This window comes from Paenibacillus sp. Y568, assembly GCF_059445545.1.
In genome coordinates this window covers 109,581-123,674 of record NZ_JCAIUM010000011.1, presented here as the reverse complement: position 1 = coordinate 123,674, position 14,094 = coordinate 109,581, and the positions used below count along the sequence as shown (strand labels likewise).

The following is a 14,094-nucleotide window of genomic DNA, read 5'->3' as shown; positions in this document are numbered from 1 at the left end:
AATGTGTTAGTAGGAAATAGCCTCGTCTCAAGAAAAATAGGGTAATGTGAGAATGAAAATTAAGGTGTTCAGTAATTCAACATATTTTAATAATTGATGTCAAATTATACTATAATTTTTAAGTCTCATGGTATTTTTGACACATTCAATTGAATTCTCAAGTTTTTAGGTGATACAAATACCAGCCCCTATCAAAGGTCACTTTGATAGGGGCTGGATGTATGTATACACCGATGTGATCATACAAAATGTCCACACGATTATATGGCTTATACATATTATGTGAATCAGGATGTTCAATATTTGTGACCAGTTTCTTTAATTTTTGAAAATTTCCATTGGTGCTCGAGAGAGTGGAATAGTATCACTACATTATTTTGACAAAGGGGGATCGGATATATGACGGTTTTATCAACAGGCCCTATCGAGAATAGTATTGTCAATGGTGTTAGGCCTACTCAGTTCATTGTAGTAAAAATAGATAATCGGGATATGGTGAATCCTTCTTCGGTCATGATTCAAGGTTATTATTTAAATGGGATAAGAACGATATATGTGCTTGAAGCTATAAGTGTGAATTCAAATGAAGTAATTACAAAAGAATATCTTGCTGATTTTAATTCATTTGAATTTGTTTTTACCACTGAGAGTGTTGTTGAAGATGAGACTCAAATTTCAGTATGGGGCAAAAATTCAATGGGTCAGCTAGTAACAGCGCATCGTATTATATCTTCCGAGTTGCTTGTAGCAAGAGGTGCAGGTGCTACTGGTGCTACTGGTGCTACCGGTGCAACAGGTATGAGGGGAGTTACAGGTGCGATGGGTGCTACTGGTCCACCTTGGGCTACGGGAGCAACTGGAGCAACCGGTGCAACTGGCGTAACTGGTGCTATCGGGGTTACTGGTGCAACTGGTGCAACTGGGGTAACTGGCGTGACAGGCGTTACGGGTGTAACTGGTGCAACTGGAGTTACGGGTGCTACTGGAGTTACAGGAGCAACAGGTCTTACGGGTGTAACGGGTGCAACTGGGGTAACAGGTGCAACTGGAGTTACCGGCGCTAGTGGTGCTACCGGAGCAACTGGAGTTACAGGCGCAACTGGTGTTACTGGAATTACCGGAGAAACTGGAGTTACGGGTATGACTGGTGCAATTGGAGAAACAGGTGCGACTGGAGCAACTGGAGTTACTGGAGTTACCGGAGAAACTGGTGCTACCGGAGCAACTGGGGTTACAGGTGCTACTGGAGTTACAGGTGCAACTGGGGCTACTGGTGTAACTGGTGCAACAGGTGGTTCTGGTGTTACTGGAGCAACTGGAGTTACTGGCGCAACTGGCGCAACTGGCGCAACTGGGGTTACCGGTGCGACTGGAGGTACGGGTGTAACGGGTGTAACTGGTGTGACTGGTGCTACCGGAGTTACAGGTGCAACTGGGCTTACTGGCGTGACTGGAGTTACGGGTGTTACCGGTGCGACTGGAGGTACGGGTGTTACCGGTGCGACTGGAGGTACGGGTGTAACTGGTGTAACTGGTGTGACTGGTGTGACTGGTGTTACCGGTGAAACAGGAGCAACTGGTGTTACCGGAGTTACTGGAGCTACCGGTGTAACTGGCGCAACTGGAGTTACGGGTGCAACCGGTGTGACTGGTGCGACTGGGGTAACTGGTGCAACTGGAGTTACGGGTGCAACTGGGGTAACAGGTGCAACTGGGGTTACCGGAGAAACTGGAGCTACAGGTGTTACTGGAGTTACCGGAGCAACAGGTCTTACGGGTTTAACGGGTGCAACTGGAGTTACCGGCGCTAGTGGTGCTACCGGAGAAATTGGAGCTACAGGTGTTACTGGAGTTACGGGTGCAACCGGTGTGACTGGTGCGACTGGAGTAACTGGTGCAACTGGAGTTACGGGTGCAACTGGTGTTACAGGTGTAACTGGTGCTACTGGTGCAACTGGCGCTACCGGTGTAACTGGCGCAACCGGTGCGACTGGGGTAACTGGTGCTACCGGAGTTACTGGTGCAACTGGTGTTACAGGTGTAACTGGGGTTACGGGTATGACTGGTGCTACCGGTGCTACGGGTGTAACTGGAGTTACAGGAGCTACTGGAGATACTGGAGTTACCGGTGTGACTGGTGCTACAGGTGTGACTGGAGTTACGGGTGCAACTGGGGTAACAGGTGCAACTGGGGTAACAGGTGCAACTGGGGTAACAGGTGCAACTGGTGCTACCGGAGAAACTGGAGCTACCGGAGAAACTGGAGCTACAGGTATTACTGGAGTTACCGGAGCAACAGGTCTTACGGGTTTAACGGGTGTAACTGGGGTAACAGGTGCAACTGGTGTTACTGGAATTACCGGAGAAACTGGAGTTACGGGTATGACTGGTGCTACCGGAGTTACGGGTGCGACTGGAGTTACCGGAGCTACGGGTGCTACCGGAGTTACTGGCGCAGCTGGGGTTACTGGTGAGACTGGAGCAACCGGAGTTACCGGTGCAATTGGAGCAACAGGTGAGACTGGAGCAACTGGAGTTACCGGTGCAATTGGAGCAACAGGTGAGACTGGAGCAACTGGAGTTACCGGTGCAATTGGAGCAACAGGTGAGACTGGAGCAACTGGAGTTACTGGAGTTACCGGAGAAACTGGTGCTAACGGAGCAACTGGGGTTACAGGTGCTACTGGAGTTACAGGTGCTACTGGAGTTACAGGTGCAACTGGGGCTACTGGTGTAACTGGTGCAACAGGTGGTTCTGGTGTTACTGGAGCAACTGGAGTTACAGGAGTTACTGGCGCAACTGGGGTTGCCGGTGCGACTGGAGGTACGGGTGTAACTGGTGTGACTGGTGCTACCGGAGTTACAGGTGCAACTGGGCTTACTGGCGTGACTGGAGTTACGGGTGTTACCGGTGCGACTGGAGGTACGGGTGTGACTGGTGTGACTGGTGTGACTGGTGCTACTGGTGCTACCGGAGTTACAGGTGCAACTGGGCTTACCGGCGTGACTGGTGTTACGGGTGTTACGGGTGTTACGGGTGCTACTGGAGTTACGGGTGTAACTGGGGTTACCGGTGTGACTGGTGCTACAGGTGTGACTGGAGCAATTGGTGCTACCGGAGTTACGGGTGCGACTGGTGCAACAGGAGTTACAGGAGTTACAGGAGTTACTGGAGTTACTGGTGCTACCGGTGCAATTGGAGCAACAGGTGCTACTGGAGTTACTGGTGCAACAGGAGTTACCGGAGTAACTGGGGTTACGGGTATGACTGGTGCTACCGGAGCTACGGGTGTAACTGGTGCTACAGGAGTAACTGGGGTTACTGGAGTAACTGGAGTTACGGGTGCAACTGGGGTTACAGGTGTTACTGGAGTTACAGGTGCAACTGGAGTTACGGGCGCAAGTGGAGTTACAGGAGCAACAGGTCTTACGGGTGTAACGGGTGCAACTGGTGCTACTGGCCCTTTCCAACAATTTCAGGGATCTGTGAATGCACCCAATACAACAGGGAGCTCAGCAATCCCGATAACTGCTACTGCGACAACATTAAAAACCATTACAATTACTTCAGTTCCGGCAGGAAGCCGCATTTGGCTAACTGGAATCGTTGGCTGGCAATCTACAGCAGGTACTACAGCACTCCAATTACAAATACTCCGCGGGGCTACTATTATCTTTAGCATTAATCAGCATTCAACCGGAAATAGCACGTTTACATCAACGAGCGTTAATCATGTGGATTTAACTCCTGGAACCGGCAATGTTACGTATTCGTTAACCGCACTAACTACTGTTGGTACAGCGACTGCTGTCGGAGGAATTACCTTTACAGGGGCTTTAATACAGCCTTAGGTGAAAGTGATAATATGGAAGATCCTAAACGTCTGTTATACGAGAACGGAAGAATGGACATAAGAAAAAATTCATATATTCATAAAAGCCCGACAAACAATTTCGTTTGTTGGGTTCTTATCTGTTTTTTGTTTATACGTATATATTAGTAAACTAAATTACAGCGATTCACTGAATCGTAATTAAGCCTATAATTCGCTATACTAGATTAAAAATGAAGTCCGTTAACAAAACAGAGTTAAGAGAAGAATAAAAAAACCTAACCGATATACGTCAAGTTAGTTATGATCAAATACAAATTTTAAGCCATTTTGAAAATCCGACAGAAAATAATTGTATGAAAATATTCCTAAAAGAAGATATCATAAACAAGTTAGGAATAGCTACAAACTCAGATTAGGAGTGATATTTTTTTGCAGACAAAGATCAGTCTAGAAGGCGAATGGAAGTTACAATTGGATAAGGAGAAACAGGGAAGGGTGCTGCCTTATTCGGATGTCATTACATTGCCAGGCACAACATCGTATGCCCGTAAGGGTGCGAAGAATGAGGAAATTTTAGTCGGAGCCCTGACGGATGAATATCATTTTGAAGGACAGGCCTGGTATTCAAAAGAAATCGTAATTCCGGACGAGCTCGTCGGAAAGTCATGTTTTCTATATTTGGAACGGACACGGCTAACAACGCTCTGGCTGGACGATCAGGAGATTGGTAGTCGGGATAGTCTGAATACCCCTCATATTTATGAATTGACCGGTCAGCTTCGAGCAGGCAAGCAGACGATCACAGTGCGGGTCAATAATACCGATTATCCTACCAAAGGTGGACATTTAACTTCGCCGGATACCCAGACCAACTGGAACGGAATTACTGGCCGCATCGAGCTGCAATTCTATGGGGAATCCTATTTCAGTGGGATCCGGCTCGATTCCGAAATGTCAACAAAGACGGTCACCATTACAGCATCTCTGAAAGGCACGGTTGAAGGCACAGCTTCTGTAACAGCAGCAAGTTTTAACGGCCTAACAACACACAACGTACCGGAGCAGAGATTTGCAATATCACCAGGCGAATTTTCTATCGTTTACGAATTAGGGATGGACGCATTGCTCTGGAGTGAAGCTACACCTCATCTATACAACATAAGTGTCAATTTGCAAGACAAAGATGGTGCAGTAATCGACCAACACGAACTGAACTTCGGATTAAGGGCATTCAAAACGGACGGAGACAAATTCACGATCAACGGAGAGAAGACTTTCCTTCGTGGTAAACATGACGGTCTCATTTTCCCATTGACTGGGTATGCGCCAACTGACGTAGAGGAATGGTTAAGAATTCTGGGGATTTCGATGTCTTACGGCATCAATCATTACCGTTTCCACACATGCTGCCCGCCTGAAGCCGCCTTTACCGCTGCGGATATGCTCGGTATTTACATGGAGCCGGAGTTGCCTTTCTGGGGTACCATGACGGAAGCAACAGACGAGGGTCATAATCAGGCGGAACAGGATTATCTGATCAGCGAGGGATATGCTATTCTCCAGGCGTTCGGCAATCATCCGTCCTTCGTGATGATGTCTCTAGGCAACGAGTTATGGGGTAGTAGAACCAAGATTGATTCTATTCTGAAAGACTATAAAACCTTCGACAGTAGACATCTGTACACACAGGGTTCCAACAACCATCAATTTGTACCTGAAATTCTGGAGAATGATGATTTCTTTAGCGGAGTTCGCTTTTCAAAAGACCGCTTATTCAGAGGTTCCTATGCTATGTGCGATGCTCCTTTAGGACATGTCCAGACAGATCTGCCCGGGACAATGAAGGACTATGATGATCAGTTCGTTCCACCGGCTCTAGTGAATAGTGAAACCGCTGCATTGGAGGTTGGAGGCACGATCCAGATTCAGTATGGAACCGAAGCTAAGACGGTTCAGCTGGGCGATACGTCTGAGGAATGGATTCCACGGATTCCAGTTGTTTCTCATGAGATCGGTCAATATGCGACCTACCCAGATTATAATGAAATCGAGAAATACACAGGTCCGCTTCAAGCTGAAAATTTCAAAATTTTCCATGAACGCCTGGAGAGTAAGGGGCTAGGTCATCTCGCTTCCAAATACTTTGAGTGCTCAGGGCAGCTAGCTGTGGCCTGCTATAAAGAGGAACTGGAAGCCGCATTCCGCACTCGGAGACTTGCTGGTTTCCAACTACTAGATCTTCAGGATTTCAGTGGTCAAGGAACAGCGCTAGTCGGTATTCTCGATGCCTTTATGGATTCAAAGGGAATGATTACGCCAGATGAATGGCGTACATTCTGTAGTGATGCTGTCCTGATGGCGAGATTTCCTAAGTACAATTACTTCTCTAAGGAACAGTTCAATGCCAACGTCGAGTTGTGCTGGTATCGAAGTGGGACACCTGATACCCTTACACTTCAATGGGAACTACGTGAAGATGCAACAATACTTGCGGAAGGCAGAACAACAGCAGTGGTACCAGAAGCGGCGAATTACATTGATATCTGTCAGATAGCCGTTGATCTTCCTGTCGTTGAGCAGATGAGAAAAGTTGTATTCTCGTTATGGATCGATGGCATGGATGTCCGCAAGACTTACGATATTTGGGTATATCCGGAGAAGAGTGGTAATGTTCTTGAAGGTATCCACGTATTCGAGGAGCTCTCCGATGAAGCAGTTGCACTATTGAATCAAGGTGAAAATGTGCTGCTTATGCCGAAACTGGAGTCTCTACATAACGCCGTCGAGGGCTTATATTGTACAGATTTCTGGTGCTACCCGATGTTCCGGTCCATATCCGAGAGCATGAATCGACCGGTCCCTGTTGGCACCATGGGTCTTCTGATTGACAACAGTCACCCTGTATTCCGTGATTTCCCTTGCGAAGAACATTCTACCTACCCATGGTGGAGTATCGTTCAGCACTCGAAGTCCATCATTTTGGATGGAACGGACCGGGAATGGAGCCCGATCGTACAGACGATAGATAATTTTGAACGCAATCATAAACTCGGTTTTCTATTTGAGTGTGCAGTAGGTTCTGGCAATCTGATGGTATGTGCTCTAGATGCGAGCAAAGCAGGAGCCACACCAGAAGGAAAGCAGTTCCTGTCTAGTCTAGCGAGTTATATGACATCCGAGGAATTCAAGCCACAGTACAAAGCAACCGCCGCAGAGGTTCTTCACTTGATCAAATAAACGACCGCTACCTGCATAACTCCGACAGGAGTAAATAATATTACAATAAGCCTTGTTCACTCGGCATGATGTCGTAGATGAGCAAGGCTTATTTTCTTTTGAAAAATGATTGAGAAGAACGATTAACTCCGGTTGGGGTGCTGTGCTTAAAGTGAAGAATGAAGTCAATTGGTATATGGATCAAGGAAGAGGGAAATCTCGTTAATCTGGTTTTTCTACGTTATCTCGTTATAATGAGAAGAGCGATTACAGAGAGGAAGGAACTCATCATGAAGGTCATTGTCATTGGAGCCGGAATTGCTGGGGCTTCAACCGCATATCAATTAGCTAAGAAAGGAGTGGATGTCCTCATCGTCGATCGGAAAGATGAAGGACAAGCTACAGATGCAGCTGCCGGTATTATTTGTCCCTGGCTATCACAGCGCCGTAATAAAGCATGGTATCGCCTTGCCAAAGAAGGGGCGCATTATTATCCATTGCTAATTGAAGAACTAGAAAGAGAAGGGGAAACCGAAACAGGTTATGCCAGGGTCGGGGCGCTCAGCATTCATATGGATCCAGAGAAAATTCACAAAATGGAAGAGAGAGCTTTCAAACGTAAAGAAGAAGCGTTTGAAATAGGAGAGATTACACGGCTTGATGAACATAGAACCCGTGAGCTGTTCCCACTGCTAGCCGAAGGATATTCTTCTGTTCATATTAGCGGGGCTGCGCGTGTCGATGGCCGGGCGCTGCGTGATGCTTTGCTACGATCTGCACAAAGGAACGGGGCCGAGCTTATATATGGAGATGCTAAACTTGATTATCAATCGAACCGTGTTACTGGAATAACGGTGGGGACAAATCGCTATCTAGCCGATATGGTTATTGTTTCTGCAGGAGCTTGGGCCGGAGCGCTGTTACAACCTATAGGTATTGATTTCAAGGTGAGTTATCAGAAAGCTCAAATTATGCACTTGCAGGTCCCCGACGCTAAACAAAATACTAGCAACTGGCCTGTCGTTATGCCGCCTTCCGATCAATATTTGATCGGTTTTGAACATCAGAAAATCGTGATCGGGGCAACTCATGAAAATGATATTGAGGGTTACGATATGAGGATCACACCGGGTGGAATGCACGAAATTTTAAGCAAATGCCTTACATTCGCGCCTAATCTGGCAGAGAGTACGTTCCATGAAATAAGAGTGGGATTTCGCCCTTTTACAGCCGATTTCCTTCCCGTCATAGGGGCCATTCCAGATTGGGATGGACTTCTTGCAGTTAACGGTCTAGGAGCCTCTGGATTGACCATGGGCCCATATATCGGAGTCCAGTTGGCTAAGTTAGCACTAGGAATGACATTAGATATTGATCTAACGGATTATGACATTGGTAAAGCGATTAACTGAGATAAATGAAAACACCTTCTAAGAGATGTAACCATATCTTAAGATATGAGGACAACCTTGGAGGTGTTTTTTAATTGAAGTATGTGTCATTTTCTTTTATAAGAAAGCTGTAATGGAATTACCTGTATGCGAAAAGTGTTAGTGAATGAATAGGAATTTAAATGCTTCTATACCAAAATACAATCCAAACCCTATAAGCGATAGTCCTGATATTATAGAAATAGATTTCAGAACTCGAAGTGTCAGAAATTTACGAAACATACTTGACGCAGCGGCCATGGTTGCATCCCAAAGGAGAATGCCTAGCAAGATAGCCCCGCTGTATATTAAGAGCTGCTGCATCGGGAATTGACTGGCCGTCTTTGCCAGTATAGAACCAAAAATACCAAGCCAGAACAGAATAGTCAGTGGATTCAATAAAGACAACAGGAATCCTGAGATAAACGTCTTACTTAATGTTGTACCACTACTTCGCATATCAGCTACAGATGATATCTTCCCTGCATCTTTAATACTTTCAACACCTGTATATACCAACACAAAAAAACCGAAAAGCCATAGAAAGGCTTTTATAAATGGAGAGTCAAGTAGATGAATGACTCCAAAATACACTAGTAACATATAGATGACGTCGGCAATGATCGCACCCAGCCCGAGAACATAGGCATGCCAAAACCCACCTTGAATCCCTTTGTTTAGCTGTGCAGCATTGATAGGTCCAATGGGTGCGGAAAGTGATAATCCAAGAAAAATATAACTAAGAAATATACTAATCTTGCTCTTCCCCCTTTAACTAGTTATGTACATGCTATGTAATTATGTTATTCGGACAAACCTATTTTTACTACATGTTTTTGAAGTTGGGGGAGAGGAGAGAATACGCATACTGGCTGCTGTAAGGGGCAAAAAATTGTATCTGTAAGAATTAATATCCTGGCAACGTACAGTTAGACATAAAAGAAGCAAATTCACCTGGGAATCTGCTTCTTTACGTATGACGTTGATCTACTTTTCAGCTATTTACTTTTGAATGGCATGATGGAATGGGCATCTAGCTGTTGAAGTATCGTCGTCTCGTAGAAAGTACTGCTTATATTCAAGATTTCCCTGTGATCCATATTGCTTCAATTCAGGATGGGCTGGTGCGACGTCATATGCGGCCAATCGCTCACGAATTCGGGGAGCAATCATAGCTGATCTCTGAGGATTAGCGTTCCACAGATCCAACACCCAACGTGGTGTCAATGCTAGCATGAAATAAGGAAAACTTCGGCTCTGACGGTTGGTATGTGCAGGAGTGCCACAATAGACGAAATAGCGCTCTTCATCATAGCAGAACTCCCACATCGTCTGTTCAGGATCTTCTGGAATATCCACTGGCCATGGGGTGTTGTCTAAACTGCTAACTTGACTTAATAAGTTCCAGAACACGGCTTCATATTCCAAGACATTTCTTCTATAGTCCTCCGCTTCAAAAAAGACAACCAACGATGAGTAATCACCGACAGAATGCGATGATTGACCATACTCCGCAAGGATCTCCGCTAGCTTACGGCCCGAGGACTCGTGCCAAGGATTAGGTAGAAACCCATACCGGAGATGACCAAGAGCGAATGCTTGTGTGGCCGGAATACAGGGAAACCGTGCTTCCCTGTCACTCATCTTGGAAGCAAACAACCGGGAGGCATCCTTCTTCCAAGGTTCCAGCGGAAGCTCTTCAATCTCTAATTCCTTATATAGATGCAAACTAGGCATAAACAGACCTCCTTTTACATACAGCATATCGCCTAGAGGGAAAATGGTGACTGTTCGAATGCTTTTTTTTCTATCAGAAATATCATATTTTTGATATATTTAATCAAAATATTGGTAGTTTTCACTAAATAAATTCCATAATATTATATCTGTGATGCGAATCGAAGTCGTATCAGATAAGTGATAGCTAAATAATGGAAAAAATCACGGATGAGGAGCGAGCCATGATGGTTATATTACTACTATTAATTATTTATCTCACATTTATAGGTCTAGGATTGCCAGACGCTTTGCTTGGTAGCGCTTGGCCCATTATGCAGCACGATATAGGTGCCACAGCAGAAATGGCAGGGTACGTAGCGTTAATGATCTCATTATGTACGGTAATATCGAGTTTATTTGCTAGCCGATTGTTGCACAGATACGGTACAGGAAAAGTAACATTGGTCAGCATACTGTCTACGACGATTGCTTTGTTTGGATACTCTTTTTCAGATGATTTCATATTTCTAGTTCTTCTTGCTATTCCTTTGGGATTTGGTGCTGGTTCCGTGGATGCGGCATTGAGCAACTATGTAGCACTACATTTCAAAGCTAAGCATATGAGTTGGCTACATTGTTTTTGGGGAATTGGAGCAGTTACGGGTCCAATGGTAATGTCATTTTGGCTGAATCATGAGAACAACTGGCGTACGGGATACACTACGGTAGGGATAATTTTATTTACTATAGCCGTGATATTATTGGTGTCGTTATCTTTATGGAAGATCTTCGAGAAGAGAAAAGTAGAAGAAGGAAGCAGCGAAAGGAAACTGGTCAGCAACCGGGAGGCTTTACGGATTCCAGGTGTGAAAATATCCATGGTTACTATGCTCTGTTACAATGGTTCCGAAACAGCCGTTGGTCTATGGATGGCATCCTTTTTTATAGGGAGTAAAGGAGTTTCTCCGAGTACAGCAGCAGCTTTAACCTCCCTATTCTTTATCGGAATCATCATTGGTCGAATTATATCTGGATTTCTCTCCACTAACGTATCTAGTAAAAATCTAATAAGATATGGCGCAATTGTGGGCTGTATTGGACTATTTATTCTTGTTTTGCCTGTCCCTTATTGGATAGCAGCGGGAGCCCTATTTATGATGGGGTTAGGAGGAGCACCAATCTTTCCAAGTATTGTTCATGCAACACCGGAACGTTTTGGAGAGAAGGCTTCCCCAAGCATCATTGGCCTTGAAATGGCAAGTGCTTATGTTGGTTCAACACTGATCCCATTAGCCATGGGTATTATTGCAAGTCAATTTGGAATGTCCATGGTACCTATTATTTTGCTCATCCTATTTAGTATGATGTTGGTATCTTCTGAGATGGTTAATGTCGTCTTAAGACGTAAGGTTGGATAAAACACCTACCTAATATTCTTTCAGATTTGATGCTCTTATAATGGAAGATGTCAAGCCGACAATATAACATTTAAAGGTGGTGTCCTATGCTTCAGGTGACAGATGGGCTGTTAAGAACCTATGATCTTCAACAAGGATGAATCAATCACTGGAATGAATGACTCTGTTCATCAATTACTTGGGGGAAAGAAGATATTTAATGATAGAGTTATTAGCCTTAAGGACAATGAGAATGCAGCGGTGTTCTACGATTTAATAATAGAGTTTAACGGTAAGACTGTCGCTAGATTATTTACTATTGAGAATTGGGCGCTCATTGATGCGAACTGGCTTATTGTAAGTGAAATTCAACAACGAATAATTTAAAAATTTACTTACTAACACGAAGAAGGAAAAGCCGTTCTCGTGCTAAGCTTTCATTTCACATCGATATAATAAATACAAAAAAACTTATTATTACGCTTAGTAATAATAAGTTTTTTTATGATATTGGTAGATAGTGGGGAGTGCTATGATATAACATGCTTAAGTTTTTATAAATCCCCCAGATTTCCTACTTTGTATAGATCGAGAACAAAATGTGGACCCTTTGCCGATCTGAGCTCTTTATTTGCTCCTTACAAGGTGCTGAATACGATATTGCGTAGCTTGCGTGTAATCGACATCGTGCCGGCATCTTTTTTCTGGATCATAAATAGAAAAGTTAGACCCTCTTGAGGACAGTTGCTGAAGTATGCGCCAAGCCATCCGTCCCAGCCGTATTCACCTTGGCCACCGATAAATCCGGCTTTCTCGGTGTCTTTCATAATGCGCATCTGGTTGCCGTAGCTATGACCAGACAATGAGTGGTTTGTATCGAAGCCTTTTTGCTGCGAAGTGGTTAAAGCAGCCGACGTCATATATTTAACTGTTCTGGGCTTCAACAACTCCACACCGTTCAAGCTACCTTGATTCATCAGCATCGTCGTAAATTTAGCGATATCGTCAATCGTGGACGCAAGGCCTGCCCCGCCAGACTCAAATGCCGGATCCCGATCCATCTGATGACCGATACCAAGATGGCTCTCCGCGTACAGATTCAAGCCACCTTCGCCGTCATCTTGATAGGTTTTAGCAAGGCGCTGTCTCTTTTCTTCAGGGAGCCAGAAACCGGTATCCTTCATTTGCAGCGGCTCGAATATTTCTTTTTCCAAGAATTTGCCGTACCGCATGCCGCTAACCGTTTCCACAATTGCGCCAAGAACATCTGCCGATGTTCCATATTGCCAGGTTGATCCAGGATCGAACGAAAGGGGACCTTGGCCCAGTCGGTTTGCGAATTCCATGGTGCTCATTGGGGTTTCACTATACAAACGGTTACCTAATTCTTGGAATAATGCATCCGTATGCTGCCCGGCTTTGTCGGTTCCGCCGTATGCCAATCCCGATGTCATGTTCAACAAGTCCTGAATGTTGACCTCCCGGTTGATAGGCATCAGTGCACCATTTTTCTCGACCAGCTGGTTTTTGAAACCCGGAATATAGCGGTTAACAGGATCGAACAAATCGATATCGCCTCGCTCGAGTAGCATCATGATGGATGTGGCAGTAACCGGTTTAGTCATCGAGTATAAACGAAAAATCGAATCTCTTGCCATTGGACGTCCCGACTCGAGGTCTGCGAAGCCATCTTCATGGTAATAAACTTCGTTGCCATCTTTGATCACCATGAAGTTCGCACCAGCGATTTCCTTATTGTCGATACTTGCTTTCAACGTTTTTCTCAATTGGTTAGTTATGTTCTGATCCAGCATGTCTCATATTGCTCCTTCTCTAGATAAGTTTCTTATATTAGAACGGATATTAACAATTCACTAGAGATAATAGTAAACACATTTCGAGCGGTTGTATAGATATTCAGATAACAAATATAGATAAGGTTATTATGTCATCAATTAAACGTTACTTTATGAATGTGAGGAACTTTCGTGTTAAAGATTAAATGGAATGTGCAGATGAAAATATTAGCGGGATATCTTATTGTGATATTTTTCCTGATTAGTTCAATTGGGTTGATACATTATAGAATCTCCTCTATGCAAGCTGAGATCAAAACGATAACCGAACATGATCGGGATATCTCCGACCTGACGAACAAACTCGAAGCGCATGTTATTAATATGGAAACAGGACAACGTGGGTTTGTCATTACTGGCAATTGTACCTTCTCAGGCAAACGGATGTATCGCGGTCTGTATAAGAATTGTAAGGGCTTAGTACATGCCGATGTAAACGGAGCAGCCAATATTATGCGAAAAGTATTCCCAAACGTATCCGCCAAAGGAGCGAATGGGATAGAGGGGTTGGATGGTAACCAGACCATCAACGTGTCAACTCCACTGGTGTTAAGCATCCTGAATTAAGTTGGATGATACATCAGAAACCCCCACTTCAGCCAAAGCGACAGCGTTGGTAAGTGGCGGGAGTATTCATGTC

Annotated in this window: 8 protein-coding genes and 1 pseudogene; 6 read left to right on the top strand and 3 right to left on the bottom strand. The window is 44.7% G+C overall.

Translation table 11 applies throughout. The features are described from left to right. Nucleotides 1-399: 399 nt before the first annotated feature. The 3 genes from AC1D7X_RS16545 (at nt 400) to AC1D7X_RS16535 (ending at nt 8,464) form a co-directional block, all read left to right on the top strand. A complete protein-coding gene (locus AC1D7X_RS16545) occupies nt 400-3,852 on the top strand; it encodes a beta strand repeat-containing protein (RefSeq protein WP_495475666.1) in 3,453 nt (1,150 codons plus the stop codon). 413 nt (nt 3,853-4,265) lie between these two features. Then, on the top strand, nt 4,266-7,073 hold the full coding sequence (locus tag AC1D7X_RS16540; protein ID WP_495475665.1) for a DUF8487 domain-containing protein: 2,808 nt from the start codon (nt 4,266-4,268) through the stop codon (nt 7,071-7,073). 266 nt (nt 7,074-7,339) lie between these two features. Further along, a complete protein-coding gene (locus tag AC1D7X_RS16535; RefSeq protein ID WP_495475719.1) occupies nt 7,340-8,464 on the top strand; it encodes an NAD(P)/FAD-dependent oxidoreductase in 1,125 nt (374 codons plus the stop codon). Between the two features lie 138 nt (nt 8,465-8,602). On the opposite strand, the gene AC1D7X_RS16530 is transcribed toward AC1D7X_RS16535, so the two are convergent. Together AC1D7X_RS16530 and AC1D7X_RS16525 are read right to left on the bottom strand one after the other, a co-directional pair. Continuing rightward, entirely contained in the window at nt 8,603-9,238 is a 636-nt protein-coding gene (locus AC1D7X_RS16530; protein ID WP_495456892.1) for a LysE family transporter, read from the bottom strand. A 246-nt stretch (nt 9,239-9,484) separates the two neighbouring features. After that, entirely contained in the window at nt 9,485-10,219 is a 735-nt protein-coding gene (locus tag AC1D7X_RS16525; protein WP_495475664.1) for a YqcI/YcgG family protein, read from the bottom strand. A 194-nt stretch (nt 10,220-10,413) separates the two neighbouring features. On the opposite strand from AC1D7X_RS16525, the gene AC1D7X_RS16520 reads away from it, so the two are divergent. Continuing rightward, nucleotides 10,414-11,619, top strand: a complete 1,206-nt coding sequence (locus AC1D7X_RS16520; protein WP_495475663.1) for an MFS transporter — start codon at nt 10,414-10,416, stop codon at nt 11,617-11,619. Between the two features lie 120 nt (nt 11,620-11,739). Continuing rightward, complete coding sequence (locus tag AC1D7X_RS16515; protein WP_495456705.1) at nt 11,740-11,985, top strand: hypothetical protein; 246 nt, start codon at nt 11,740-11,742, stop codon at nt 11,983-11,985. Between the two features lie 251 nt (nt 11,986-12,236). Here the strand turns inward: AC1D7X_RS16515 and AC1D7X_RS16510 are convergent, their stop codons facing one another. After that, complete coding sequence (locus tag AC1D7X_RS16510) at nt 12,237-13,412, bottom strand: serine hydrolase domain-containing protein (protein WP_495475662.1); 1,176 nt, start codon at nt 13,410-13,412, stop codon at nt 12,237-12,239. Nucleotides 13,413-13,814: 402 nt separating this feature from the next. Here AC1D7X_RS16510 and AC1D7X_RS16505 point away from each other — a divergent pair. After that, nucleotides 13,815-14,021: pseudogene (locus AC1D7X_RS16505) on the top strand (RNA-guided endonuclease InsQ/TnpB family protein); the annotation flags it as partial. Between the last annotated feature and the right edge of the window lie 73 nt (nt 14,022-14,094).

Bases quoted from the DNA above. Each gene is read 5' to 3' on its own strand.
- AC1D7X_RS16510 (WP_495475662.1), bottom strand. From the start codon at position 13,412: ATGCTGGATCAGAACATAACTAACCAATTGAGAAAAACGTTGAAAGCA.
- AC1D7X_RS16515 (WP_495456705.1), top strand. From the start codon at position 11,740: ATGATCTTCAACAAGGATGAATCAATCACTGGAATGAATGACTCTGTT.
- AC1D7X_RS16520 (WP_495475663.1), top strand. From the start codon at position 10,414: ATGGAAAAAATCACGGATGAGGAGCGAGCCATGATGGTTATATTACTA.
- AC1D7X_RS16525 (WP_495475664.1), bottom strand. From the start codon at position 10,219: ATGCCTAGTTTGCATCTATATAAGGAATTAGAGATTGAAGAGCTTCCG.
- AC1D7X_RS16545 (WP_495475666.1), top strand. From the start codon at position 400: ATGACGGTTTTATCAACAGGCCCTATCGAGAATAGTATTGTCAATGGT.